This window comes from Pseudomonas sp. W5-01 (genome assembly GCF_046540435.1).
Taxonomy (GTDB): Bacteria; Pseudomonadota; Gammaproteobacteria; order Pseudomonadales; family Pseudomonadaceae; genus Aquipseudomonas; species Aquipseudomonas graminis_B.
In genome coordinates, this window is the sequence record NZ_JAXCIP010000006.1 from 177,012 (window position 1) to 203,041 (window position 26,030).

General features: G+C 57.9%; 18 protein-coding genes and 1 riboswitch. Of the genes, 13 read left to right on the plus strand and 5 right to left on the minus strand.

What is annotated here, in order from left to right; translation table 11 throughout:
* Positions 1-172 precede the first annotated feature (172 nt).
* Entirely contained in the window at positions 173-8,131 is a 7,959-nt protein-coding gene (locus tag SLW75_RS20045) for a Tc toxin subunit A (RefSeq protein WP_410935265.1), read from the plus strand.
* 90 nt (positions 8,132-8,221) lie between these two features.
* Here the strand turns inward: SLW75_RS20045 and SLW75_RS20050 are convergent, their stop codons facing one another.
* Positions 8,222-8,842 carry a LysE family translocator gene (locus SLW75_RS20050; protein ID WP_410935266.1) on the minus strand — a complete coding sequence of 207 codons (621 nt, stop codon included), beginning with the start codon at positions 8,840-8,842 and terminating at the stop codon, positions 8,222-8,224.
* Positions 8,843-9,032: 190 nt separating this feature from the next.
* On the opposite strand from SLW75_RS20050, the gene ligB reads away from it, so the two are divergent.
* On the plus strand, positions 9,033-10,718 hold the full coding sequence (gene ligB / locus SLW75_RS20055) for an NAD-dependent DNA ligase LigB (RefSeq protein ID WP_410935267.1): 1,686 nt from the start codon (positions 9,033-9,035) through the stop codon (positions 10,716-10,718).
* Between the two features lie 59 nt (positions 10,719-10,777).
* Positions 10,778-11,197, plus strand: a complete 420-nt coding sequence (locus tag SLW75_RS20060) for a DUF1090 domain-containing protein (protein WP_410935268.1) — start codon at positions 10,778-10,780, stop codon at positions 11,195-11,197.
* 182 nt (positions 11,198-11,379) lie between these two features.
* On the opposite strand, the gene SLW75_RS20065 is transcribed toward SLW75_RS20060, so the two are convergent.
* A complete protein-coding gene (locus SLW75_RS20065; protein WP_065991229.1) occupies positions 11,380-11,766 on the minus strand; it encodes an MAPEG family protein in 387 nt (128 codons plus the stop codon).
* 307 nt (positions 11,767-12,073) lie between these two features.
* On the opposite strand from SLW75_RS20065, the gene SLW75_RS20070 reads away from it, so the two are divergent.
* From SLW75_RS20070 to otnI, 6 genes are all read left to right on the plus strand, one after another.
* Positions 12,074-12,895 (plus strand): DeoR/GlpR family DNA-binding transcription regulator, encoded by an 822-nt coding sequence (locus SLW75_RS20070; RefSeq protein ID WP_192135051.1) that lies wholly within the window; start codon positions 12,074-12,076, stop codon positions 12,893-12,895.
* Positions 12,896-12,979: 84 nt separating this feature from the next.
* The gene (gene ltnD, locus SLW75_RS20075) at positions 12,980-14,002 is read left to right on the plus strand and encodes an L-threonate dehydrogenase (RefSeq protein ID WP_410935269.1); all 1,023 of its coding nucleotides are present in this window, start codon (positions 12,980-12,982) and stop codon (positions 14,000-14,002) included.
* 10 nt (positions 14,003-14,012) lie between these two features.
* Entirely contained in the window at positions 14,013-15,305 is a 1,293-nt protein-coding gene (gene otnK / locus SLW75_RS20080; protein ID WP_410935270.1) for a 3-oxo-tetronate kinase, read from the plus strand.
* Positions 15,302-15,964, plus strand: a complete 663-nt coding sequence (locus SLW75_RS20085) for an aldolase (RefSeq protein WP_410935271.1) — start codon at positions 15,302-15,304, stop codon at positions 15,962-15,964. Before otnK ends, SLW75_RS20085 begins: the two co-directional genes overlap by 4 nt.
* Before the next feature lie 84 nt (positions 15,965-16,048).
* A complete protein-coding gene (locus tag SLW75_RS20090; RefSeq protein WP_192135056.1) occupies positions 16,049-17,506 on the plus strand; it encodes an SLC13 family permease in 1,458 nt (485 codons plus the stop codon).
* 22 nt (positions 17,507-17,528) lie between these two features.
* Positions 17,529-18,320, plus strand: coding sequence for a hydroxypyruvate isomerase family protein (gene otnI / locus SLW75_RS20095; RefSeq protein ID WP_410935272.1), 792 nt, complete (start codon positions 17,529-17,531; stop codon positions 18,318-18,320).
* A gap of 46 nt (positions 18,321-18,366) precedes the next feature.
* Here the strand turns inward: otnI and SLW75_RS20100 are convergent, their stop codons facing one another.
* Entirely contained in the window at positions 18,367-18,771 is a 405-nt protein-coding gene (locus tag SLW75_RS20100) for an acyl-CoA thioesterase (RefSeq protein WP_133775566.1), read from the minus strand.
* 196 nt (positions 18,772-18,967) lie between these two features.
* Positions 18,968-19,076: riboswitch (S-adenosyl-L-homocysteine riboswitch) on the plus strand.
* Between the two features lie 21 nt (positions 19,077-19,097).
* Between SLW75_RS20100 and ahcY the strand changes: the two genes are divergently transcribed.
* The 4 genes from ahcY (at position 19,098) to SLW75_RS20120 (ending at position 24,691) form a co-directional block, all read left to right on the plus strand.
* The gene (gene ahcY, locus SLW75_RS20105) at positions 19,098-20,507 is read left to right on the plus strand and encodes an adenosylhomocysteinase (RefSeq protein WP_192135060.1); all 1,410 of its coding nucleotides are present in this window, start codon (positions 19,098-19,100) and stop codon (positions 20,505-20,507) included.
* A gap of 181 nt (positions 20,508-20,688) precedes the next feature.
* Complete coding sequence (metF, locus tag SLW75_RS20110) at positions 20,689-21,534, plus strand: methylenetetrahydrofolate reductase [NAD(P)H] (RefSeq protein WP_296308877.1); 846 nt, start codon at positions 20,689-20,691, stop codon at positions 21,532-21,534.
* 155 nt (positions 21,535-21,689) lie between these two features.
* Positions 21,690-22,499: a substrate-binding periplasmic protein gene (locus SLW75_RS20115; RefSeq protein ID WP_410935358.1), complete on the plus strand. Its 810-nt coding sequence runs from the start codon at positions 21,690-21,692 to the stop codon at positions 22,497-22,499.
* Positions 22,500-22,777: 278 nt separating this feature from the next.
* Complete coding sequence (locus tag SLW75_RS20120) at positions 22,778-24,691, plus strand: DEAD/DEAH box helicase (RefSeq protein WP_065991219.1); 1,914 nt, start codon at positions 22,778-22,780, stop codon at positions 24,689-24,691.
* A gap of 133 nt (positions 24,692-24,824) precedes the next feature.
* Here SLW75_RS20120 and SLW75_RS20125 read toward each other — a convergent pair whose 3' ends face one another.
* Both SLW75_RS20125 and SLW75_RS20130 read right to left on the minus strand, forming a co-directional pair.
* A complete protein-coding gene (locus SLW75_RS20125; protein ID WP_065991218.1) occupies positions 24,825-25,421 on the minus strand; it encodes a YceI family protein in 597 nt (198 codons plus the stop codon).
* 31 nt (positions 25,422-25,452) lie between these two features.
* Positions 25,453-26,004, minus strand: coding sequence for a cytochrome b (locus tag SLW75_RS20130; protein WP_065991217.1), 552 nt, complete (start codon positions 26,002-26,004; stop codon positions 25,453-25,455).
* Positions 26,005-26,030: the final 26 nt, after the last annotated feature.

Here is a 26,030-nt window from a genome sequence, read left to right on the forward strand (position 1 = left end):
TTCGCAATGACCTATATTCCAAATAGCAATAACACCTGGCAACCCATTGAAATACCACGACTTTAATCCACTGACACTTCGTCTGGGCTTAGTGTGGATGACCCCTCTTGCCTCTACGCTTGTTAATAACTGCGAACCCAGCAGCACCGCCAACGAAAACAGGAATTTGATCATGGATGACTACACCACCACCTCTGCGGTCTACGGAAAAATGTTCCCTGAACAAGTTGCCGATAGATGCTCATCCGATGCACTGGAAGCCAATAACGGTCCGTTCTCATATCTCCACACGCTATATCAGCAAGCGCTTAGCCTGGAAGCGAAAGGCGATGCTGCTACTCAGATTACACTCGGCGAACGACGTCCTGATATCGGGGAGCGAGTGCTTGATGAGGCCAGTCTGGAAACCCAGGTACCTTTACTTACCCTCGTAATTGAGGCCATGACTCGGCAAGCAAAGATCTACGTGGGAGACAAGAAAAATCTGGCGGAGCAAATCGCCGCTGCGCAGTACCCTGTCCAGCTACCTTTTCATCACCCGCTTGAGCAAATCAAGGCAGTACTGGGCGTTAAAAGATGCTCTCTATTCAATCTTTTGCAACAGACTGATTATGGCTATCCCAATTTTGCTTACGGGAACTTGAGAACCGCTCAATTGCGTAACATTATGCGCAAAGCCACTGGATTCAGTCCCACCCTACAAGCATTGTTGCTAGACGAAAGCGCGAGCAACGGCGCCGACTTCTTGCTCCAACGTTACGGTGTAAAAGGCGCCGCACAGGAAGCGCTGGAACAACTGAGCAGTGTCGAATTTCTTGCCCGGCAAACGGGGTTGAAACCCGAGGATGTGCTCGATTTGCTGGCCACATCTGGCGTTGCAGACGACGGCCAAGAAGCATTTACTACGGTCAAACAGTCGAATTCCTACTCGCCCGGCGGAAAAATCAACATTCCCATTGCGGGCCATATATTTGGCGCAACATTCATCAATAACGCAACAGCCCCTGCTCTTTCGCTACAGGACACATTGAGCGGAGCAGGCATCGCGTTGCGCGTCAAAGGTGCCAATGCAGATCACTTCGGGCGCATCCACAAAATCATCCACCTGCAACACGCGCTGAAAATACCCTTCGCTGAGGTCGATCTTCTGGTCATGGCCGCGTTGCGCTCAGAAGGCCAGAAAAAAGATTTTCACCTCACAGAAAACACGCTTAGAGCATTGGGTGTATTTCTACACCTTCGTGACGAATACCAGATTACTGCAGAACAGTTCGCAGCGCTGATTAACGAAGTGACGCCATACGCCGTGGGTGAAACCGAGCCATTCCTCGACCGGGTTCTCGATGGTCCTGGGGCGGGCAGGCTGGCGGACATCGACGCACCACTGGTGCTCAACGAAACCGAGTTTGAGCTGCCGGTGGAAGTAAGCGTGGAGAGAGGCGCCCCTAACGCAGTGATTGCAGAACTCTGTCGTGCGTTCTCAGTTGAAGAAAATATAGCCAACGCCTACCTGAGCCAGATAACCCGGACCTTGCGATTAAAGAAACCAGCACTGACGTTGGGATTCTTCTCGTCATTGTATCGACTTACCCGCTTGCCCCGGCTCCTGCGGTTGGACATGAATGAAGGGGCGAGCCTCATCGCATTGCTCAATACCGCCAATCCCCATGTGATGGCCCAATTGGCGGGTAAACCTATCATTGCAACCAATGACGACCAGCTCGACATTCTTGATGTCTTGGTGGGCTTGGCCAATCTGGAGACTTGGTTGCGTGAAAAACGCATATCCGCCGCCTCGCTCCTGACATGGCTCACTCCACACCCTGCAGATATACCCGCGAGCCTTAAAGCGTTTTACGGTCTTGATGCGCGGATCGAACGTTCCGCTCTGGATGCCATTCCCAAGATCAAATCGTCATTGGTGAATGAGTCGCAACTCTCACACGCGGCGGGCCCAGGAGTAACCGTTGCGTCCGGATCTTGGCTGGAAATGTTTTCCACGTACATCGATCGCCGAGGTCTGATTACTCCGTTCGTCCTTGATGCATCCGAGACCCTCGTCAGCAAGTTAACTGAATTGCTCGACGGCAAGATCACAAGCACAACCGGTCTTCTCATCCCCAAAGCCGACCAGCTCGATATTGCTGCCAATTTGGAATCGTTGATTCAAAACGCGGTTATCGCCCAAGACGATGTTGTTAAGCACATCCTCGGCACAGCATTTGGCAAATCTAACGAAGGCCTGACGCTCAAGCCTGAGCATGCTCTGCCATTGTTAAGCTGGGTCAACGTTTCACGTCATGATTTACTCGCTGGGATTCTGGAAGCTGAACCCAGTACAGCTGAAGGCAGCGCTGCCCCCAAGAAAGGTTTGGACGTCACTGTCTGGAGCAATCTCGCTCACCACGCTCAGGTGATCAAGCATCTCAAATTAAGCCCAGCAGGCTTGACTGCGCTCTTGGACAAACCCCAATGGTTTGCGCTGGAAAGCGCGACGCTCAACAGCAAAAAGGGCTCGAAGCCGCTCCCCGTCTTGAATCTCGACTTGTGCTACCAGCTGGGGCATTACCACGACTGGGTATTGAAGTGCGAAGAGAACGGCTTCGAAGAAAAGGATGCACTGAGCTTTTTTACCGACATCCCCAAACCCGACGATCCTAAAGCGGTGCTTGCCTCCGCCCGGCAATTGGGAAAACTGATGGGATGGCTACAAGGCGAAACATTTTCATTCATGTCTTCATTGAAAGACGTGAAACAGAATTTCGCACAAGAACAATCGATCAAGCCTGTCGTCACCTTCGATGACTTTATAAAGTTGCTCACCCCCGCTGAGAAAAAACTCTACGACCGCTGGGAAATAAGGGAGAAAGGGTCACTGGGCACGTTGCTCTTGATGTACATGCTGGAGAACAGGACGAGCGACGTAGGTTCGGAGGGCGACACTCAACGCGGAATATACGACAAATTCAAGCAGTTCATGGTCGACAACCCTGCGCCGCTCAAAGTGTTCGCGAGCCAATACCTGCCAGACGTAAAGCCTAATATGTGGGAAGAACTGGTGAAATACCAAACTAATCCTACACGCCTGACGCTCAAGTTACATTACCCCGAAACACTGGCGTCTGAAGAAGCCAAGGCCACCCCTGAATCAGCCGACTACAGCACAAGCTCCATAAGCGATATTGACTACGCACTCAGAACGCAACGACTGTGCAAACTTACAAACTTATCGTGCCGATCGGTGTTAGCGCTGTACTGGCTCGACAGCACCTCAACATTTGATGACTACCGAAGCAGCGCGAACCAACTCCTCGGGGTATGTGCGGAAGACGAGTTGATCCCGGTTCAGTCGCGTTTGCAAGAAACCTGGCGTGATGCGCTGGCCGGTTACCTGATAGGCCATTGGGCAAAGTCCAACGCAGCTGCCAAAACCAACATTCATTCGATGGATGACCTGTCCAGTTATTTCCTCACTGATATTTTAGTGAGCTCCGTCGTCCGCTCCAGTATTGCCATACAACACACTGCGAGCCTGCAGCATTACCTGCATAAGTTGTACGCACGGCTGGAACCAGGGTACCTGAACAGCACTATTCCGGAAGACCTATCGACCGCGTGGAGGCAGTTCGCTTCTGAATATGGGCTATGGAAAATCTGGCGAACCCAGATCAACCATCCAGAAAACTTGATTTACTACGCTAACAGACCAAATAAAACGGCGGCCTTTCAATCACTGGAGGTGGAGCTAAATCAAGGCAAGCTTGATCCTGCATTATTGCAAACAGCAATTACCAGCTATCTCACAAAGTTTGAGCAGACCAGCAATTTACAAATTGTTAGCGGCTACCTGGACGGTGTTGATCCTAAAAATGATACCTATCACTTTATCGGCAAAACCAACGCCTCCCCTCCTGAGTATTACTGGCGGTCCGTAGACATGGCGCTGCGCGATGACAAAGAACGTCTTAGCCCCTTGGCCTGGACGGAATGGGAGAAGATCGCGGTGACGCCCACAGGTCAGATCACTCAAAACCGCTATACCGTAGATAATGAAAAATACGCGTGTGACACGATCCGGCCGGTTATGATCGAAGGGCGCCCTTATGTCTTTTGGGTTGAGCGCGGGACGGTAGGGCTTCCCAGCTCCGATGAGAAAAACCAGACGCCCACCAAATTCAAGAAATTGAGCGTTCAATACATTTATAAGCAAAGCGATGGTTTTTGGTCGACACCCAATGAATGGATGAGTCTGGACGGTGCGAAAGATGGCAAACGGCTTGATGACCTGATTGACGACGAATCGAGCACAGCGAAAATCAAACCAAAAATCCCGAACCCATACCTTAAGGATGATACGTACCAACCTGGGCTTATTGCGCTGGTTAACATTGAAGGAGAGCGGGCTCGTGACCCATGGTTAACAGTAATGCTGTACAACTGCGCTCCGGACTCAAAATCTGATGCACCATACGGAGTAGCTGGCAGAGACTACTTTACTCAATCGCGGGATCTTTTACTTATAAATACAAAGATTCTAGACGACAGCAGCGCAGGCAAACTTAGCAAAACGATATACAACTCCTACAATGACATCACAAAAATTCAGCATCCCTACAACGGTGACGAAATTACGGTGACTTTTAAGGAGGCCATCCACGATACGTTAGCATATGACTTGGATAAATACGACGAATCGGTAGTCTCGTCGCCCCATAGACTTAACACGTACGACAAGGAAAGCATGACAGATGACGTCAAAAAAATTCTCAGCAAAGTGGATCAGCCAGCAAACAAAAAGCCCCCTAGCGACGTACCTCCGCTGCTGGTAAAAATTCCTTTCTGGTACTATGCGGCGACTGACCAGATCAATGCACCTTGGTATAAAAAAGCGGCTGAGACATTCAATTCATCCTACGGGTCGAAGGTAAAGTTTGTCGCCTATACCGATGATTCATATACGAGCACAGCCGCTAAAAATAGTTATGCATACAGCAACCTCAACGCTGTAGCGTCAATTGAGGCAACACTAATTGCGGACAAACTTAAAACATTAAACCTTAAAAATAGATACCTAAGAGTCATCGCAAACAGATCAGGTCTAATTATCAAGTCTGTCAAAATAAGAGTGAGAGTCATCACAAAACAGGAAGAAATCGAAGTAAACATGTGGGGCGACAATATAACAGCCGATAAAGGTGGAGCCTGCACCTTGAATTCTAGTGGTGCAGTTCCTTTCTACAAACTGGGTTTGAGCATGGGTTATTCAGTCAACATAGACGGGCAGAATCACGAGTTCATGTTTGTCGACACCATATTTACTATTAATAAACCCTCACTCTTACTTGAAGAAAGCTTCAGGATTACGGTATATGAAGATACACAGCATAGCAAAAAGTTCCTAGACTCCTTCCCAATACGTGATATCCAGTTCGATCCAGACTCGATCATGAATATCAGACTAAGACTCTACGCCAAAGCTCCCAACGCAACGTCGTTCACCAAATTATCCGAAGAAAACGTGATTGCTGATGGCAAATCTTCTATAAGCCATGATTATTCCTGGACAGAAGAGGGAGACTACGTATTCGCACTGTGTGAGGCAGGCAATCCCGGGAATAATGTTTTCGTCACCTACAAGGTGAGCGCTATCAGTAAAGATGAAACATGGGACATCTCAATCAAGCGCAACGAGCAACAGGCCCAATATCTCAACCTGAATAAAGTTGCCAATCATCCCCCCATATTTCCAACCAACGTCATTCGCCTCAACACGCTGTTCGGCAAGCAACTTGTTTCCAGAGCATCGCGTAGTGTAGAGCGGGCGTTGGAGTGGGACGCGCAGTTACTCAAAGAACCCACCATTGATCCCGACATTCGCAACCCTTCTGTTGATTTTCACGGCGCCAACGGCATCTATTTCCGGGAATTGTTCCTCCACTTGCCGAATCTTGTTGCGACACGCTTGAGCGAGCAGCAGCAATTTGACGAAGCAGAGCGCTGGTTCACCGAATATCTATTTGACCCGTTCCGCACGATCGTGGACGAAAAACAGCGTCCCCCTTTTTGGAACACCCGCCCACTGGCTGAGGTGGGATCGGGTACTTCAGAGTTGCAAAAGGTGGTGACCCCCACGACCAGAGCCTTCATTCTGTCGCGGTATAACCGGCAGGCGGTGTTTCTTTCGATGGTGGAAAACTGGCAGCGCCAGGGCGACCATTTTTACCGTCAACTTACCCCCAGCACGCTCAATCACGCCTGGCTCAGCTATCAAAAAGCGCTGAAGCTGGTCGGGCCGTTACCAGAGCGCACGGCCGTGTCGCGTTGGGAGCCTACCGCGCTGAGCACATTGAAGGGCTCGGCCTTCCGTACGCCTATCAATGAGCGTGTCATTGAAGCACGGAAAGTAATCGAGCATCGCCTGTTCAACTTGCGTCACGGCCTCACTATCGATGGAAAACTGCTGCCGGTGATGGATTGGCGCGCAGAAGGCGCAGATCCATCCGGGTTCGGGCAACGCGGAATTGGGCATCTCATCAGCACCTACAACAGCGACCGCATGCAGGTTCCGGCCTACCGGTTCAGGCAGTTGATTCCCATGGCCCGCGCCGCGGTGCAGCAACTTCAGGACATGGGCCGGCATTACATGAAACTGATGGAGGATGAGTTCAACACTACGCTTTCCGTATTGCTGAAACAGCAGGAAATCAGAATTTCCGATTTCACCCTCAAGCTCAAGCAGGAGTCGATCAGCTCGGTCAAAGCGAAAAAAAACACGTTGCTTTTGAGCAAGCAGGCGGCGGTGTTCAGAAGAGATCATTATGGCAAGCTTATCGATGTCGGGCGCTCCCCTATGGAGGAAGCTGCCACCGCACTGCAGTGGACGGCTGCCGCGCTTCAGAACTGTTCGATCCCCCCAAAGATTCTTGCAAGTCTTATCAAAGCAGCAGTACCGACCATCTACGGGATGGCGGTGGGGGGAAACGAGCCTTCCAAAACTATCGACACAGTATCCGACGCCGCCCAGATTGCCGGTAAGGCGACGCTATATGTTGCTGATAAATTGCTTGTTGAATCTGGCTACGAGCGCCGCGCGACCGGATGGCAGTTTGAACGCAAACAAGCCGAACTGGAAATCCAATCCATCGACCTCCAGCTTAAAGAAACCAACATTGAGCTCAACGCGGCAACTATCTCCCTCGATGAAGCCCGCGCCAACCGCATAAACCTCGAAGAAGCTTACGTCGCCATGACCACCGGCTTCACCATCATCCCTATCTACAACTGGCTCGTCGCTCGCCAGGAGTTGCTCTACGCCCCTGCCTATGACGCAGTTTTGTCGCTGTGCCTGAGCGCAGAAGCTGCCTGGCGTTATGAAATCGGGGATTACAAACGACCTGCTTTCGTTAAAACCACCGCTTGGATTGATTCGTACAAAGGCATGCTGGCGGGCGAATCGCTGCTGGTCGATTTGCAGGAGATGGAAAATGCCTACCTGCAGAGCAATGAGCGGCGGCTGACCATCAAGAAAACGATCAATATATGGGAGGCCAAGGGCCCAGATGAGATCAACAAGCTCAAGGCTGTACACAACACGCCTCTTACATGCCAGATAAAGTCCGCTGCCTTCGACAGTAATTACCCTGGCCACTATCTGCGCCAAATCAAACACGTGTCAGTTTCCTTTGTGATGGCTTCCGACGCGAGCGAGGCGATGAAGGAGGTCAGCGCGATTCTTACGCAAATTGACAGCACGACGTTGATCGACCCTACCGAGGAAGGAGCAAGCTACCTCTACGAAAAGGTCCTCAAGCCCCCCATCAGCGTGAAGCGGAATCTGCGGGCCCAGCAGCAGATTGCCCTGTCGTCAGGCGTCGCAGATGACGGATTGGGTTTTGGGCCAGGGGATTGGGTATATGAACTGATGTTCCACGATGGCCGGTATTTGCCATTCGAGGGCACCGGTGCGATATCGCGCTGGCAGCTGAGCTTTCCTGACGAGCAATTCGTCAAGTCATTGGTCAACGGGGATAAAGCGCTGGTTAAGAGCATCCAGCTTCATATGGTCTACACCGCAGTAGACGGCGGTAAAGACTTCACTGACAAGGTGAAAGCGCTGCGAGACAAGCCGTAACCGCAACAAGCGCCACGTCGGGGGTCATGATCATTTCATGGCCTTTGACGATTACCTGGATTCAGCCCATTTCCGTGGGCTGAATACGTATTAACCCCGCCGCGCCACCAATAAAAACGACGCCGCACTCGCCAACAACCCCGCACACCCCCGATTGAACAGCCGCTTGCCACTTGGCTTCGCAAACAGCCGACGCGCATGCACACCCATCCAGCAGTACAGCGCGATGGCGATACATTCCAGCACCAGAAACATCCCCCCCAGTTGTGCGAATTGAGTGGTGACCACGCCGGAACGATCCACAAACTGCGGCAGGAACGCCGTAAACAACAAAATGGCTTTGGGGTTGCCAATAGCGACCAGAAATTCCTGGCGCGCCAGCCTCGTCACTCCGGCCTGCGCGCCGGCTTCTACATCGTGCGCCTCGCATGGCGCTCGCCACAGTTGTAACGCCAGATAGAAGAGATACGCCGCCCCCACAATCTTGATCGTATGAAACAGCCACTCGGATGTATGCAGCACCGCTGTAAGCCCAACCGCTGCCAGCGCAATCATGATCGCGAATGCCAGCAACCGACCCAGCCCGCCAGTGCAGGCGCGGCCAAATCCATAACGTGAGGCATTGCTGATGGAGAGCAGGTTATTCGGGCCGGGCGCCATGTTCAGGGCGAAACAGGCGGGGATGAATACAGCAAGGGTCGACAGGTCCATGGCAGTGTCTCTTCCGGGTGCCGGGATGAAACATCATTTTGCACTCGTGACGAGCCAGCTCAAGACACAGCCGGGCGTGGAAATACGCCCTGGCTGTATCGGTGCGAGACAAACGCGGTAACCAAGGCGCGATGAAACGCCCATCGGGAAAACCTAGCCTTGCAGTCCCTCCCCCGGCAAGGACGCTCCGATGCTGCTCTCCCTTCGCGCACTGGTCCTCTGCGCACTGCCTCTTCTGGCCATCCATGCAAACGCGCAAACATGCCCCGACTGGCCACCGGCCAAAGCCCGAAGCGAGATCCTTTCGCTGCAAACCCAGATCACCCAATGGGACGACAGCTATCACCGCCAAGGTGTGTCTCTGGTGGCCGATGAGTTGTACGACCAATCCGTTCAGCGACTCGCCGATCTGCGCAGTTGTTTCGCCGCCACTTCGGCGTCGCCCTCCAATCCGCTGAAAACCGCGCGCGGTCCCGCTGCACATCCCATCCCGCACACCGGCCTGACCAAATTGCCGGGCGAGGCCGCCGTTCAGGCGTGGCTCAAAGACCGAAGCGATCTGTGGATTCAGCCAAAAGTGGACGGCGTGGCGGTCACGCTGGTGTATGTCGACGGGAAACTGGTGAGCGCTATCAGCCGGGGCGACGGGGTTTTCGGTCAGGACTGGACCGGACATGCCCACCAGATCGAGGCGATCCCTCGCCATCTCGCGTGGGAAAAGACCGTGATCCTTCAGGGCGAGTTGTATTGGAAGCTGACAGATCACGTTCAGGCGGACGCCGGCAGTCTGAACGCTCGCAGCAAAGTGGCCGGGCTGCTGGCGCGTCACGCGATCAGCGAACAGGAAGGCGCGAATATCGGGCTGTTCGTCTGGGACTGGCCAGAAGGTCCGTCGGACATGATCGAGCGATTGGCAGGGCTCAGGGCCATGGGTTTCGAGGACAGCGCGCGCTTCAGTGAGCCGTTGGAGGGTTTCACTCAGGCAAAGAACTGGCGAGAACACTGGTACCGTTCGCCGCTGCCGTTTGCCACCGATGGCGTGGTTATGCGGCAGGGCGAGCGCCCGTCAGCCGAGCGCTGGCAGGCGAAAGCGCCTTACTGGATCGCGGCGTGGAAGTACCCGTTTGCGCAGGCGCTGGCCGAGGTGCGCAAGGTTCATTTCAACGTTGGGCGCAGCGGCAAGATCACGCCCGTTCTGGATGTCGAACCGGTGCGCCTGGATGACCGCATGATCAATCGCATCAGCGTCGGTTCGTTGAAACGTTGGCAAGGCATGGACATCCGGCCTGGGGATCAGGTCGCCATCAGCCTGGCCGGGCTGACGATTCCGCGCCTGGATGAGGTGGTGTCGCGCAGCGTCGAGCGGGCGCCGCTGAGCGTTCCGCGCGCCGAGGATTATCATTCGCTGAGTTGCTGGCAGCCGATCGAGGGCTGCGAAAGCCAGTTCCGCGAACGGTTGAAATGGCTGGGCGGGAAGAAGGGGTTGGCGCTCAGCGGCGTAGGGCCGGGCACGTGGGATAAGTTGATTCAGGCAGGGCAATTAAAGGGTTTGTTGGGCTGGATGACCCTCGATGGTGCACAGCTTGCTAACATTCCCGGCATGGGCGAGCGCAGCAGCGCTAAACTGCTGGCAAGTTTTCAGGCTGCACGCGATAAGCCCTTTGTCGTGTGGCTCAAAGCCATCGGTTTACCGCCGGCCACGGGCGTTGATCTGGGTGATTCGTGGGCAGCGCTGGCCTCGCGAAGCGTCGTGGAATGGCAGGCTGAACCCGGCATTGGCTCGGGACGTGCGAAGCAGTTACATGCATTTTTTCAAGACCCGCAGGTGCAGGCCCTAAGCAGGCAGCTGAAGGACGAAGGCATCAACGGTTTTTAGTATTTTCAGGGCCGCATGATGGTGTAGAGCGTGCGGCTACGTGTATTCAAGGAGTATTCATGAAATTCCTGTCATCCCTTTTTGCATTCACCGCGTGCGGGTTTCTGGCCGCGCCCGTGTTTGCAGCCGAGCAGGCGCCGGAACCGTCCGGATGCGCCGCGAAGCGCCAGGACATCGCCACTCAGATTGAGAGCGCCAAAGCCGCCGGCAACACCGATCAACAGGCCGGGCTGCAAAAAGCCCTGAGCGAATTGAACGCCAACTGCACCGACATCGACCTGGTCAAGCAGCAGGAACAGAAGGTGCTGGATGCCAAGCGTGAAGTCAGCCGTCGCCAGGCGGACCTGAACAAGGCCATGAGCAAGGGCGATCCGGAGAAAATCGACAAGCGTAAAGACAAGCTGGCCGAGTCCCGCAAGGAACTGCAGGACGAGCAGGAAAAACTGGAGAAGGTGCAGCCCGACGAGGATGACGAGTAAGGTCGTCTGCGGGCCTGTGTCTTTTTGTGTGGGAGTGACCGAGGTGGCGCTCCACCTGGCTCGCGAGGCGGTATCAGACCCATCGGATATGCAGCGACGACACTGGCCTCTTCGGGAGCAAGCTCCCTCCCACAGTAGCGAGGTGCGCCAACTGACCGCGCAGCGTCAAAAGCGCTGAGCGATCAGACTGAGACGCCAAACAACGCAATCACCAGCCCAAGCCCGGCGATCCAGGCCAGCGAGCGCAACGTCGCGAGATCCGCCAGATAGAAGATGATGTAGAGCAGGCGGCTGGTCACGAACAGCACGGCGAGTACGTCGATCGTCACCAACTGCGCCACGCCGGCGACGTGGGCGATGATTACGCCAGCGGCAAACCCGGGAATCGCTTCAAAACTATTGAGCTGCGCATTGTGGGCGCGGCGCGGGAGACCTTCGAGGCGGTCGAGAAAGTCCCGGGGATCATGATTGTGCCGTGCACTGAATTTGCCGCTGCTGAACTTGGCAATGCCAGCGCACCCTATCGGCAACAGAATCACGATCAACACACACCAAAACGCGACGGTCATACCTGCATCCTTTTTTAGAATTTGAGCTTCATTAGAAAACGCCCATCTACAGCCTAAGAGCCACGGCCCGTCGAAAGGTTCTTACAGGCAACGAATGCAATCGTAGGACCGGCTTTAGCCGGGAAGGCGTCACCCATCACACCGCAAATTTGATGGCGCACACACCGGCCCCTTCCCGGCTGAAGCCAGTCCTACAGAGAACAACCCGCGTGCAGTTTGCTCGTCGTTACTGCCACCGCCATCCCGATTGGCTAAGATGCCAGCCACCCAGCCGACCGCGGCTGTATCTCGTTGCCCAGGAGCCTGCATGTCCAGCGAAGAAGACGCCACCCTCAGTGGCGCAGCGCCGATGATTCCCGATCAGCGCCGGGAGTTGATGCTGCGTCAGCTGCGCAAGCATCAAGTGCTGAGCGTGCATCAGCTCATGGACATGTTCGACTGCTCGCACATGACCGTCCGCCGTGACATCGCACTGCTTGAGCAAAGTGGCCGTGCCTATTCGGTGACCGGCGGGGTGCGCATCGCCAGCCAGGTTCACAGCGAGCCGAGTCATCAGTCCAAGGCAGTGGTCGAGCTGCCGCACAAACAGGCGATGGCCAAACTGGCGGCCAGCCTGCTGCACCCGGAGATGACCGTGTACCTGGACGCCGGCACCAGCACGCTGGAAATCGTCCCGTACATCGTCGCGCTGGCGGGCATGACCGTGGTCACCAACGACTTCGGCGTGGTCAATGCACTCGCTGACGCAGCCCACGTAGATGTGATTCATACCGGCGGCTTGCTGGACCACCCGAACCGATCCTGTGTCGGCGGGCTGGCAGCGGCGACGTTGCGGCAACTGGCAACCGATGTCGCGTTCATGTCCACCAGCTCATGGGATCTGCAGCGAGGCACGACCACGCCCTCCGCGCTCAAGGTTGAGGTCAAGCAAGCGGCGATGCAGTCGGCGTCGCGCACAGTGTTGCTGACGACCAGCACGAAATACGGCACGTTCGGCATGTACAAGGTCGCCGGTCTGGAGCAGTTCGACACGATCATCAGCGACGACCGCCTCGCCCACGGCGCAGCGGACAGCATTCGAGGGCTGGGGGTTGAATTGATGTTGGCGTCGGTGGACCAGCCACGCTAATTCAGCGCGCTTCTACAGTCGATGGTTGCCAGGCCTCAGTCTCGACTGGGGCTTTTTTGTGCCCGACAGCAGCAATGTTAATTTTTGTTAATTCAAAAAAGCTCTTCACATTATCCGATCATAGGTTCACTATCTTTAACAGATCAGAACAAACACCGTTCGAGTGCTGATGAACTTCGGCGCTCACCCGAGGAGAGATTCATGAATAACAAGAATGTCGGCGTCATTGGTCTGGGTGCGATGGGCCTGGGCATTGCGCGCTCCCTGCTGCGCAGCGGCTTCAACGTTCATGCCTGTGACGTGCGCGCGGCCGTGACCGAGCAATTCGCCAGCGAAGGCGGCGTTGCCTGTGAATCTCCTGCGAGCATAGCCGCTGCCTGCGACGTGATCATCACCGTCGTGGTCAATGCCGAGCAGACCGAAACCGTATTGTTCGGCGACAACGGCGCAGTCGCCGCCCTGCGCCCGGGCAGCCTGATCATCGGTTGCGCCACGGTCGCACCGACCTTCGCCATCGAACTGGGTCAGCGCCTCACCGAAAAAGGCCTGCTCTACCTCGACGCGCCGATCTCCGGCGGCGCGGCCAAGGCAGCTGCTGGCGAGATGACCATGATGACCTCCGGCCCGGCTGATTCCTACGCCAAGGCCGACGCGATCCTCAACGGCATGGCGGGCAAGGTGTATCGCCTGGGCGACGTTCATGGCCTGGGTTCGAAAGTCAAAATCATCAATCAGCTGCTGGCCGGCGTCCACATCGCCGCCAGCGCCGAAGCCATGGCCCTGGGCCTGCGCGAAGGCGTAGACGCGGACGCGCTGTACGAAGTGATCACCAACAGCGCCGGTAACTCGTGGATGTTTGAGAACCGCGTGCCGCACATCCTCAAGGCGGACTACACGCCGCTGTCGGCCGTGGACATCTTCGTCAAAGACCTGGGCCTGGTGCTGGATACCGCCCGCGCCAGCAAATTCCCGCTGCCGTTGTCGTCCACCGCCCACCAGATGTTCATGCAGGCCTCCACCGCTGGCTTTGGCCGCGAGGATGACTCTGCCGTGATCAAGATTTTCCCGGGCATCGAACTGCCGACCGCCAAGCCTGAAAACAACTGAGATGACGCAGATGAGCACCACGACTCCGCGCCCTCTGTTGGGCTGCATCGCCGATGACTTCACCGGCGCCACCGACCTGGCCAACATGCTGGTGCGGGGTGGAATGCGCACCGTGCAGAGCATTGGCATCCCGAGCGCCGAAAGCCTGGCTGAACTGGATGCCGACGCCATCGTCATCGCGCTGAAATCCCGCACCACGCCGGCTGCAGAAGCGGTTGAAGAATCCCTCGCCGCGCTGCAGTGGCTGCGTGATCGTGGCTGTGAGCAGATCTTCTTCAAGTACTGCTCGACGTTCGATTCCACCGCCAAAGGCAACATTGGCCAGGTCAGCGAAGCGCTGCTCAAGGCGCTGAACAGCGACTTCACCCTTGCCTGCCCGGCGTTCCCGGAGAACGGTCGCACGATTTTCCGCGGCCACCTGTTCGTGCAGGACCAACTGCTCAGCGAATGCGGCATGCAAAACCATCCGCTGACGCCGATGACCGACGCCAATCTGGTGCGCGTGCTGCAATCCCAGACCACGCAGAAAGTCGGCTTGCTGCGTTACGACAGCATCGCCAAAGGCGTCGACGGCGTGCGTGCGCGCATCAAAGAGCTGCGTGCAGAGGGCGTGGTCATGGCAGTTGCCGACGCGCTGTCGGACGCTGATTTGTACACGCTGGGCGAAGCCTGCGCCGACTTGCCGCTGCTCACCGGTGGCTCGGGTCTGGCGCTCGGTCTGCCGGGTAATTTCCGCAAAGCGGGCAAGCTGCGCGACATTGATGCGGCGAAGCTTGAGCACGTCGACGGCGGCGAAGTCGTATTGGCGGGCAGCGCATCGGTCGCCACCAACGGTCAGGTTGCCGCCTGGCTTGAGGCCAAACGGCCTGCCCTGCGCATCGATCCGTTGGCACTGGCTGACGGCAAACCGGTGGTGGCAGATTCTTTGGCGTTCGCCCGCGATGCCGGGCAAACCGTGTTGATCTACGCGACCAGCAGCCCGGAAGAAGTCAAAGCCGTGCAGCAAAAACTCGGCGTTGAACGTGCCGGCGCGCTGGTCGAAGACGCGCTGGGGCAGATCGCTCGCGGCCTGCTCGACGCGGGCGTGAAACGCTTTGTCGTCGCCGGTGGCGAAACCTCCGGTGCCGTGGTTCAGGCGCTGGGCGTGAGCTTGCTGAAGATCGGCGCGCAGATCGACCCGGGTGTTCCAGCGACCATCAGCAGCGGCGCGACGCCTCTGGCCCTGGCGCTGAAGTCAGGGAATTTCGGTGGCCGTGACTTTTTCGACAAAGCCCTCAAGCAGCTGGCAGGGAGTGCCCAATGAGCAACGTAACCAGCAGTTCAGTGAGCGCCGAAAACAAGCAGCGTGAAGAAATCTGCGCCATCGGCCGTCTGCTGTTCGGACGCGGCTACACCGTCGGCAGCGCGGGCAACATCAGCGCCCGCCTCGACGATGGCTGGCTGATCACGCCAACCGACGCATGCCTGGGGCGTCTCGATCCTGATGCCATCGCCAAGGTCAATCTGGCCGGCGAATGGGTTTCCGGGGACAAGCCGTCAAAGACTTTAGCCCTGCATCGTCAGGTCTACGACCGCAATCCCGGCGTCGGCGGCGTGGTGCACACCCACTCGACGCATCTGGTTGCGCTGACCCTGGCCGGCGTCTGGAAACCGGACGACATCCTCCCGCCCATCACGCCGTATCAGGTGATGAAGGTCGGGCACATTCCCTTGATTGCCTACGAGCGCCCCGGCTCGCCGAACGTCGCTGAACAAGTGGCGAAACTGGCGAACAGCGTGCGTGGCGTGATGCTCGAGCGACTCGGCCCGGTGATCTGGGAAAGCTCGGTCGCCAAGGCTTCTTATGCGCTGGAAGAGCTGGAGGAGACCGCACGCCTCTGGCTGATGAGCAACCCCAAACCTGAACCGCTGGACGCAGCCGCTTTGGAAGAACTGCGCCAGACGTTCGGCGTGAACTGGTAACCCCAACGGCGTTTTGATCGAAAACCGGCCCTCCGGTTTTCGGCGGACCGGCCTCGCCGGAAAACAATAACAACGGGACACAACATGACTCCTCTATTCCTCATGATCGTCGCCGGAGCGGGCATTGCGCTGTTGCTGCTTCTGGTCCTGAAATACAAATTCCAACCGTTCGTGGCGCTGATGCTGGTCAGCATTATCGTGGCGCTGGTGGCCGGGGTTAAACCCAGCGATCTGGTGGCGACCATCGAAGGCGGCATGGGCAAAACCCTCGGTCACATCGCGATCATCATTGCCCTTGGCGCCATGATCGGCCGCATCATCGAACTGTCCGGCGGCGCCGAGGCGCTGGCCAAGACGCTGATCAACCGCTTCGGCAACCGGCGCACGCCGCTGGCGCTGACTGTCGCGGGGTTCATGGTCGGTATTCCGGTGTTCTTCGAAGTGGGCGTGATCATCCTCATGCCGCTGGCCTACGGGGTTGCCCGTGCCGCACGTAAACCGCTGCTGGTTTACGCGCTGCCGATGTGCGCAGCGCTGCTGTCGGTGCACGCCTTCCTGCCGCCGCACCCGGGCGCCGTCGCAGCAGCCGGCCAGCTGGGTGCGGACCTGGGTCGCGTGTTGATGTTCGGGCTGCCGATGGTGGGCATTCTGTGCCTGATCGGTTACCTGATTGCCGGGCGCATGACCCGCAAGGTCTACCCGATGACCGACGATATTCGCAGCGAAGTGTATGGCTCTCACGTCACCAACGAAGACTTGGTGGCATGGGCGAACAACGATTATTCGCGGGTGTCTGAAGCGACCCACACCAAAGAACTGGGCCTTGAAGAAAACGCCAGCAGCCTGGCGGCACGCCTGCCAAAGGCGCCGGCGCCGGGTGCAGGCATCATCATCGCGCTGATTCTGCTGCCGATCATTCTGATCCTGCTCGGCACGCTGGCGACCACGATGTTGCCGGCCGACTCAATGCTGCGCAGCGTGCTCACCGTCCTGGGCGCGCCGCTGGTGGCATTGCTGATCGACACACTCCTGTGCGCCTGGCTGCTGGGTTCGCGCCGTGGCTGGAGCCGCAGTCAGGTGTCCGATGTCGTGGGTTCGGCATTGCCCGGCGTGGCGATGGTGATCCTGATTGCGGGCGCTGGCGGCGTGTTCGGCAAGGTGCTGGTGGATACCGGTATCGGCGCAGTGGTGTCCGAAGCGCTGCGCAACACCGGGCTGCCGGTTCTCGCGCTGGGCTTCCTGCTGACGCTGCTGTTGCGCGCCGTGCAGGGCTCGACCACAGTGGCGCTGGTCACCACGGCCGGCATTCTCAGCCCGCTGATCGCCACGCTGAACCTGAGCGCCAACCACATGGCCCTGCTCTGTCTGGCCATGGGCGGTGGCGGTCTGGCGATGTCGCACATCAACGACGCCGGTTACTGGATGTTCACCAAACTGGCGGGCCTGAACGTTGCCGACGGCCTGCGCACCTGGACCTTCCTGGTGACCATTCTGGGCACCCTCGGGTTCTTGATGACGCTGCTGCTCTGGCCTTTCGTCTAACGGCTTCAACTAGGAGATAACCATGCCTCGCTTCGCTGCCAACCTCAGCATGATGTATCCGCAACACGACTTTCTGGCGCGTTTCTCGGCTGCAGCGAGTGACGGCTTCAAGGGCGTCGAATACCTGTTTCCGTACGACTTCAAAGCCGAGGAGATCAAGCTGCGCCTGGACGACTTCGGCCTGACCCAGGCGCTGTTCAACGCCCCGCCCGGCGACTTCTCCAAAGGCGAGCGCGGCATTGCTTCCTTGCCTGGCCGGGAGGGTGAATTCCGCGACGGCTTCCAGAAAGCGCTGGATTACGCAGCGGTTCTGGGTAACGACCGCATTCACGTCATGGCCGGCCTGCTGCCCAGTGAAGACTTGCGCCAGAAGCATCACGCGGTGTACCTGGAAAACCTGAGCTTCGCCGCACAACAAGCGGCCAAGGTCGGGCTGACGGTGTTGATCGAGCCGATCAACACCCGCGACATTCCGGGCTTCTTCCTGAACCGTCAGGATCAAGGCCAGGCTGTGCTTAAAGAAGTCGGCGCCGACAATCTGCGGGTGCAGTTCGACTGCTATCACTGCCAGATCGTCGAGGGCGACGTCACCAGCAAGCTGCGCCGCGACTTCGCCGGTATCGGCCACATCCAGATCGCCGGCGTGCCGGACCGCCATGAGCCGAGCGTGGGGGAAGTGAATTACCCGTGGCTGTTCGAAGAAATCGACCGCCTGGGCTACACCGGCTGGGTCGGCTGCGAATACCGTCCGAAAGGCGATACCAGCGAAGGACTGCAGTGGCTGCGGGATTGGCAGGCGCGTCATCCGGAGTGAGCCGAGATCCGACAAACACCGCCACCTGCGTCCACCCTCTGCCCCATCACTCGTTGATCACATCTTCCTTGAACTGATCCTTCACGTAGGTGATTTCGGTCTTGCCGTGTGGCGCCGGCAGGCCGTCTTCGCCCAGATTCACGAAGACCATTTTCTCAACCGTGAGAATGCTCTTGCGGGTGATCTTGTTGCGGACCTGGCACGTTAGCGTGATGGATGTGCGGCCGAATTCGGTCGCGGTAATCCCCAGCTCGATGATGTCGCCCTGACGCGAGGCGCTGACGAAGTTGATCTCGGAAATGTACTTGGTCACAACGCGCTGATTACCCAACTGCACAATGGCGTAGATGGCCGCCTCTTCGTCGATCCAGCGCAGGAGACTGCCGCCGAACAACGTGCCATTGGGGTTGAGGTCTTCAGGTTTTACCCATTTGCGGGTGTGAAAGTTCATGGAGGCTCCGGGGTGTTTGCGAGACGGTGGGGGATGTGCCCCAGCTTCAAGCTTCAAGCCTGAAGCTGCAAGTTAAAAGCAGGCCCGCTGTTGTTTACCGCTTGCCGCTTGCAGCTTGCCACTTGCAGCTCAAAGAAAGATAATCGCCACCGCTTCAAAAAACGGTCATCACACCTTGTTACCGTTTTCCCGCCACCTGTCCGAGGGGCGCTGCAGCAGGTCAGACCTGTCAGGCTCGGAGAGGGCGTTGTTTGATCAGGCCTCCCGCCGGTCAAGCTTTAAACGCACAACGGCGCCCATTCGCACCCTACGAATGGAGACTCTTTATGAGTGCTGTACTGACGCCCAACGATTTCAACGACTACAAAGTCGCCGACATGTCCCTGGCTGCCTGGGGCCGTCGCGAAACCATTATCGCCGAATCCGAAATGCCAGCCCTGATGGGCCTGCGTCGCAAGTACGCTGGCGATCAACCGCTCAAGGGCGCGAAGATTCTCGGCTGCATCCACATGACCATTCAGACTGCCGTGCTGATCGAAACCCTGGTTGCCCTGGGTGCCGAAGTACGCTGGTCGTCCTGCAACATCTTCTCGACTCAGGATCAGGCCGCTGCCGCTATCGCTGCTGCCGGCATTCCGGTCTTCGCATGGAAAGGCGAAACCGAAGCCGAGTACGAGTGGTGCCTGGAGCAGACCATCCTCAAGGACGGTCAGCCATGGGATGCCAACATGATCCTCGACGACGGCGGCGACCTCACCGAGCTGCTGCACAAGAAATACCCGGCCATCCTCGACCGCGTCCATGGCGTGACCGAAGAGACCACCACGGGCGTTCACCGCCTGCTGGACATGCTGGCCAAGGGCGAACTGAAGATCCCTGCGATCAACGTCAACGACTCGGTCACCAAGAGCAAGAACGACAACAAGTACGGCTGCCGTCACAGCCTGAACGACGCCATCAAGCGCGGCACCGACCACCTGCTGTCCGGCAAGCAAGCGCTGGTCATCGGCTACGGTGACGTGGGCAAGGGTTCGGCTCAGTCGCTGCGTCAGGAAGGCATGATCGTCAAGGTCACCGAAGTCGACCCGATCTGCGCCATGCAAGCGTGCATGGACGGTTTCGAACTGGTTTCGCCTTTCATCGACGGCGAGAACGACGGCACCGAAGCGAGCATCGACAAAGCACTGCTGGGCAAGATCGACCTGATCGTCACCACCACCGGTAACGTCAACGTCTGCGACGCCAACATGCTCAAGGCGCTGAAAAAACGCGCAGTGGTCTGCAACATCGGTCACTTCGACAACGAAATCGACACCGCTTTCATGCGCAAGAACTGGGCATGGGAAGAAGTGAAGCCGCAAGTGCACAAGATTCACCGCACCGGCACTGGCGCGTTCGATCCTCAGAACGACGACTACCTGATCCTGCTGGCCGAAGGCCGTCTGGTGAACCTGGGCAACGCCACCGGTCACCCGAGCCGCATCATGGACGGCTCGTTTGCCAACCAGGTGCTGGCGCAGATCTTCCTGTTCGGCCAGAAGTACGCTGACCTGAGCCCTGCCCAGAAAGCCGAGCGTCTGACCGTTGAAGTGTTGCCGAAGAAGCTGGACGAAGAAGTGGCCCTGGAAATGGTCCGTGGCTTCGGCGGCGTCGTGACCAAGCTGACCAAGACCCAGGCCGACTACATCGGCGTGACCGTCGAAGGTCCGTTCAAGCCGCACGCTTATCGCTACTAAGCAATAAGCGGCAAGCTTCAAGCGGCAAGTAAAGGCATCACCATTGTCATGACTTGCCGCGTCAGGCTTTAAATCGTCCAAGCATTTAGCAGCACCAGGTGACAAGCCTTGATCTGCAGGATACGGCGCACGGCCACTCTTGCAGCTTATGGCTTGTAGCTTGCCGCTGGAGACTCGCTCCATGAGCCAAGACCGTAGCTACAGCTTCGAATTCTTCCCGACGAAGACCGACGCTGGTCATGAAAAACTGCTTGCCACGGCGCGTACGCTGGCCAGCTACAACCCCAGTTTCTTCTCCTGCACTTACGGTGCCGGGGGTTCCACGCGTGACCGCACGATCAACACCGTGCTGCAGCTGGAAAAAGAAGTGCACATTCCCGCCGCTCCGCACTTGTCGTGCGTCGGTGACAGCAAGGCCGACCTGCGCAGCTTGCTGACGCAGTACCGGGAAGCCGGTATCAAACGCATCGTTGCCCTGCGCGGTGACCTGCCTTCCGGCATGGGCATGGCCAGTGGTGAGTTGCGTTATGCCAATGACCTGGTGAGCTTCATCCGTGAAGAAACCGGCGATCATTTCCACATTGAAGTCGCGGCCTACCCCGAGATGCACCCCCAGGCGCGCAACTTCGAAGACGATCTGAAAAACTTCGTGCGCAAGGCCAACGCCGGCGCCAACAGTGCGATCACCCAGTACTTCTTCAACGCCGACAGCTACTTCCACTTCGTCGAGCGCGTGCAGAAGCTGGGCGTGGATATTCCGATCGTGCCGGGCATCATGCCGATCACCAACTACAGCAAACTGGCGCGCTTTTCGGACGCGTGCGGTGCGGAGATCCCGCGCTGGGTTCGCAAGCAGCTGGAAGCGTACGGCGATGATACGGCCAGCATTCAAGCGTTTGGCGAGCATGTCATCACTGAAATGTGCGAACGACTGCTGCACGGCGGCGCCCCCGGCCTGCATTTCTACACGCTGAATCAGGCCGAACCGAGCCTGGCGGTCTGGAACAATCTGAAGCTCTCTGCGTGATAACGGTTTCAATCCAGTCGGATTGAAACTTCGCTGGCTTCACTGGCAGGCTTCTTCACCCCGAAGCCTGCCAGTCCCGTCGTTGAGCCCTGCCTTCTGCTTTTGTTGAGAATCATCACTTCTATTTAGTTAGCTTGCGTCGTAATCTCGCGCGCATGCCGCCCATCTTTCCCCTATCCGTTGCTGTCCTCCTGGCCTGCCTGAGCTTCAGCGCGCTGGGCGAGAAATTGCGGATCGTCACCGAACCCTGGTCACCCTATGTCATCGTGGACGGCAACCACGCCTCCGGGCTTGATTACGACACCACGGCGATTGTGTTCGAACGCCTGGGCATCGACGTCGAGTGGCAGTTTCTCCCCTGGAAGCGCTGTCTGATGATGCTCAGTGAAGGCGAGGCCGACGGTGTTCTCGATATAAACAAGGACGAGGCGCGCGCTGATCTGTTGTATCCGGACGAACCGTTGTCGAGCATCGACTGGGTGCTGTTTCAGGCCAATGCCAGACCCCATGCCTTCAATAGCATGGAGGACTTGCGCGGGCTGACCATCGGCGTCTCTCCGGGCTATCGATACATCCCGGCGTTCGACAACTCGACGGCGTTCATCCGAGAGCCTGCGCCGAGCCATGAAGCGAACTTCGGCAAACTGATTCGCGGCCGCATCGATCTGATGGTGACCGATCGCCTGCTGGGCCGGCAGATGATCGAGCGGCTCAAGCTCCAAGGCCAGGTCAGTCAGCTGCCGACCGTGCTCAATCACCGGGGGCAGTACCTGGCGCTGCGCCGCAATGCCGGCATGGACCTGCTGGCCCAGCGGTTCAGTGCAGAACTGAAGCGTTTCAAGCGTGAGCCCGCGTACGCGAAACTGGTGGAGCGGTACACCGGCGAAACGCCGACGACACTCCCTGCAGAATCGGAGGAAAAGGTCGATAAAACCGTTGAGCAGCAGGAAAGCAGCGCGTTGTGATTGCTCTGTTATACTCCGGCGTCCCCGCCAGGCTTGCGCCCGGGTGCACGGTCTCACAGAAGACTTCTCGAACACGTCAGCAGCGCACTTTTTAGCGCCCCTGCCCGAGTTGAACTTACAGACCTCCACAGGACCGGACGCCATTGCACCTTCCAAGGACTGTGCGATGACCGCAGCAGGGTCGAGCGCATTCACGTTACGTGCAGAACCTTTAGTCTGCGCCTGGAAGATCATCCCTATTTGGGCCTCTATGGCCCCAACTCAAGACAGGATTACTCATGTCCTTTGCTTCCCTCGGTCTCTCCGAGGCTTTAGTCAGCGCCATCGAGGCTGCTGGCTACACCCAGCCTACCCCAGTGCAACAGCGGGCCATTCCCGCCGTGTTGCAAGGCCGCGATCTGATGGTCGCCGCCCAGACAGGTACTGGTAAAACCGGTGGTTTCGCCCTCCCTATCCTGGAGCGGTTGTTTCCCAACGGTCATCCGGACAAATCCCAGCGTCACGGCCCGCGCCAACCGCGTGTTCTGGTCCTGACCCCTACTCGTGAACTGGCCGCTCAAGTCCACGACAGCTTCAAGATCTACGCCAAGAACCTCAAGTTCGTCAGTACCTGCATCTTCGGCGGTGTCGGCATGAACCCGCAGGTCCAGGCCATGGCGCGCGGCGTTGACGTACTGGTTGCCTGCCCGGGTCGTTTGCTCGATCTGGCCGGTCAGGGCAGCGTCGATCTGTCCCACGTTGAAATCCTTGTCCTGGACGAAGCCGACCGCATGCTCGACATGGGCTTCGTTCACGACGTGAAGAAAGTCCTTGCACGCCTGCCGTCCAAGCGTCAGAACCTGCTGTTCTCGGCAACGTTCTCCCAAGACATCACCGCGCTGGCCGGCAAACTGCTGCACAACCCGGAACGCATCGAAGTCACGCCGCCGAACACCACGGTCGAGCGTATCGAGCAGCGTGTGTTCCGCCTGCCGGCCAACCACAAACGCTCGCTCCTGGCGCACCTGATCACTCAAGGCGCGTGGGAACAGGTGCTGGTGTTTACCCGCACCAAGCACGGCGCCAACCGCCTGGCCGAGTACCTGGATAAGCACGGCCTCAGCGCTGTGGCGATCCACGGCAACAAGAGCCAGAACGCACGCACCAAAGCGCTGGCCGACTTCAAGGCCGGCACCGTTCGCATCATGGTCGCCACCGACATCGCTGCCCGTGGTCTGGACATCGACCAGTTGCCCCACGTGGTCAACTTCGAACTGCCTAACGTCGACGAAGACTACGTGCACCGCATCGGTCGTACCGGTCGCGCAGGCCGTAGCGGCGAGGCGATCTCGCTGGTTGCGCCGGACGAAGAGAAGCTGCTGAAAAGCATCGAGCGCATGACCAAGCAGAAGATTGCCGACGGCGATCTGATGGGCTTCGACATCACGGCCGTCGAAGCCGAGAAGCCGGAAGTCCGCGAGCGTCCGGATGTGCGTAACCCGCGCAATGCCCGTGGCCCGCGTGGCGACGGCCCAAACGGCGGCGGCGGTGGCGGCGGTCGCAAGGACAAAGGCAAAGACAAGGGCAAGGAAAAGCCGGCAACGGCCGCGGCAGCACCTTCGGGCGAGCGCCCGGCACGTCCGGCGCGCCCTCAAAAGCCGCGTCAGGGCACCCCGTCGAGCGAGTCACGTCAGTCGCAGCCAGCGGCTGCGGGTGCTAATCGCGCACCTGACGAGTTCCTGGATGACGAAGTGGATAACTTCGGCAATCGCGCCGACTACGTCAGCCCGTACCAGAACAAGAACCAGAGCCGCGGCCGTCGCCCGGGCGCTCCTGCCACGGGCGCCGCACCGGCACCTCGCGGTCAGGCGCCAGGCCGTAGCGGTCCGCGCAGTGGTTCGGCCACTGGCGGCTCCGCCAGCACCGACGCCGCCGGCGCACCGGCCAAACGCAGCGGTCCTCGCAACGGTTCCGGCCGTGACGGTCAGGCTCGTCGCGAAGACCAGCCTCGTGCTCGTCGTCCGGCGCGCGAAGACCAGCCAGCGCGTCAGGAGCCAGCGGTACGCGGGCCTCGCGACGGTCAGCCAGCACCGAAGATCATGCACAAAGAGTCCAAGGGCGATCGTTTCCCTTCGGCTGAACAACTTGATCAGTTGCCAAGCCGCCCACGCGGTGAAAAACCAGCCCTGCTGACCCGCAACCGCGAAGGTTAAGCAGCGCCGGTTGTTACGCAGCCAATAAAACGCCCCGACTGGTTCGGGGCGTTTTTGTTTGCGTGATTCAAGCAATGCCACACACAAAAACGCCGACCCAAAGGTCGGCGCTTCATCACCACGAAAACTCGTCTTACTTGGCTTTGACGCCTTCGAACGAGATGTCCAGCTCCAGGGTGTCGGACTGTGGACCCAGGTCCATCATCTTGCCGAAATCAGAACGCTTGATCGAAGTAGTGCCCTCGAAGCCGGCACGGTAGCCGCCCCATGGATCCTTGCCTTCACCCAGGAAGGTAGTCTTGACGGTGACCGGCTTGGTCACGCCGTGCAGGGTCAGGTCGCCGATCACGTCAGCCGTGGTCTTACCGTCAGCATTCTTGCCGATGTTGGTGACCTTGGTGGAAACAAACTTGGCGTCAGGATAGGTCGCGACGTCGAGGAAGTCCTTGCTGCTGATGTGCTTGTCACGTTCAGCGTGGTTGGTGAAGACGCTCGCGGTCTTCAAGTCGATGCTGATCTTGCTGTCTTCAGGCTTGGCGGCGTCGAAGCTGAATGTGCCGTTCCAGTCCTTGAACGTGCCGTAGATGAAGCTGTAGCCCAGGTGGCTGATCTTGAAGTTGATGAAGGCGTGTTGGCCTTCCTTGTCGATCGTGTAATCAGCGGCCATTGCCTGACCGGCCGTCAGCAGCGCGGTACCCAGGGCCAGTGCAGCAAGTGTCTTTTTCAACATACGTCGTCTTCCTTTCTAGTTGAATTGAGTATCAGGCCTTGCGGCCAAGCATACGTACAAGGGTGGCATCACGATCAACGAAGTGATGCTTCAAAGCGGCCAGCCCGTGGAGTCCTGCAAAAATCACCAGGGTCCAGGCCAGGTACAAGTGCACGGTGCCTGCGACGTCTGCCTGGTCGGGCAGTCCGCTGATCAAGGCAGGCACTTCGAACAATCCAAACACCGGAATCCCGACACCGTCTGCGGTGGAAATCAGGTAACCGGCGAACATCACCAAAAACAGGTCCAGGTACAGAAACGCATGGCCCAGTTTCGCAGCCGTTTTCACAAACCGGCTGTGGGTGGCAGGCGCTGCTGGCGGCGGGCTGACGAAGCGCCAGATCACCCGGATCAGCATGAACAGGAACAGCGTGATGCCGATGCTCTTGTGCAGGTCAGGGCCGGCCTTACGCCACGTGTCGTAATAGCCCAGCCCTACCATCCACAACCCTAGCGCAAACATGCCGAACACCGTCAGCGCGACACCCCAATGCAAAACGATGCTGACCCAGCCATAGCGAGAAGATGAGTTGCGTAACTGCATGCTGAATATCCTGTGAGGGCCGAGGA

Bases quoted from the DNA above. Each gene is read 5' to 3' on its own strand.
- SLW75_RS20045 (WP_410935265.1), top strand. From the start codon at position 173: ATGGATGACTACACCACCACCTCTGCGGTCTACGGAAAAATGTTCCCT.
- SLW75_RS20050 (WP_410935266.1), bottom strand. From the start codon at position 8,842: ATGGACCTGTCGACCCTTGCTGTATTCATCCCCGCCTGTTTCGCCCTG.
- ligB (WP_410935267.1), top strand. From the start codon at position 9,033: ATGCTGCTCTCCCTTCGCGCACTGGTCCTCTGCGCACTGCCTCTTCTG.
- SLW75_RS20060 (WP_410935268.1), top strand. From the start codon at position 10,778: ATGAAATTCCTGTCATCCCTTTTTGCATTCACCGCGTGCGGGTTTCTG.
- SLW75_RS20065 (WP_065991229.1), bottom strand. From the start codon at position 11,766: ATGACCGTCGCGTTTTGGTGTGTGTTGATCGTGATTCTGTTGCCGATA.
- SLW75_RS20070 (WP_192135051.1), top strand. From the start codon at position 12,074: ATGTCCAGCGAAGAAGACGCCACCCTCAGTGGCGCAGCGCCGATGATT.
- otnK (WP_410935270.1), top strand. From the start codon at position 14,013: ATGAGCACCACGACTCCGCGCCCTCTGTTGGGCTGCATCGCCGATGAC.
- SLW75_RS20085 (WP_410935271.1), top strand. From the start codon at position 15,302: ATGAGCAACGTAACCAGCAGTTCAGTGAGCGCCGAAAACAAGCAGCGT.
- SLW75_RS20090 (WP_192135056.1), top strand. From the start codon at position 16,049: ATGACTCCTCTATTCCTCATGATCGTCGCCGGAGCGGGCATTGCGCTG.
- otnI (WP_410935272.1), top strand. From the start codon at position 17,529: ATGCCTCGCTTCGCTGCCAACCTCAGCATGATGTATCCGCAACACGAC.
- SLW75_RS20100 (WP_133775566.1), bottom strand. From the start codon at position 18,771: ATGAACTTTCACACCCGCAAATGGGTAAAACCTGAAGACCTCAACCCC.
- ahcY (WP_192135060.1), top strand. From the start codon at position 19,098: ATGAGTGCTGTACTGACGCCCAACGATTTCAACGACTACAAAGTCGCC.
- metF (WP_296308877.1), top strand. From the start codon at position 20,689: ATGAGCCAAGACCGTAGCTACAGCTTCGAATTCTTCCCGACGAAGACC.
- SLW75_RS20115 (WP_410935358.1), top strand. From the start codon at position 21,690: ATGCCGCCCATCTTTCCCCTATCCGTTGCTGTCCTCCTGGCCTGCCTG.
- SLW75_RS20120 (WP_065991219.1), top strand. From the start codon at position 22,778: ATGTCCTTTGCTTCCCTCGGTCTCTCCGAGGCTTTAGTCAGCGCCATC.
- SLW75_RS20125 (WP_065991218.1), bottom strand. From the start codon at position 25,421: ATGTTGAAAAAGACACTTGCTGCACTGGCCCTGGGTACCGCGCTGCTG.
- SLW75_RS20130 (WP_065991217.1), bottom strand. From the start codon at position 26,004: ATGCAGTTACGCAACTCATCTTCTCGCTATGGCTGGGTCAGCATCGTT.